Raw genomic sequence first — 295 nt, 5'->3', positions numbered from 1 at the left:
ATCCGAGACCAGGAAGAGGATGGCCTCGGCGATCTCCTCAGCCGTTGCCCAGCGGCCCATCGGGATCTTATCGCGGACATAGGCTTCGATGGCGGCACGGCCGCCCATCTGGGCGATGAAGGGCTCGTTGAAGGGGGTGTCGACCCAGCCGGGGCAGAGGGCGTTCTCGCGCTCCTTGTGCCGGGATTAGTCGAGGGCCATCTGGCGGGTAATCGCCACCACGGCGTGCTTGGTGGTGGATTAGGAGATCTTCTCCCGGTCGTAGAACTTGCCGGATTTGGAGGCGGTGTTGATG

At 63.4% G+C, this 295-nt stretch carries 1 pseudogene; it reads right to left on the bottom strand.

Going from position 1 to position 295, the window contains the following annotated elements:
• Positions 1-295, bottom strand: a pseudogene (locus ACZYTC_RS34370) (SDR family oxidoreductase); the annotation flags it as partial.

The organism is Labrys sp. F242 (genome assembly GCF_057813875.1).
The sequence above is the reverse complement of the archived record's forward strand: the minus strand, read 5'-3'. Positions and strand labels throughout refer to the sequence as shown.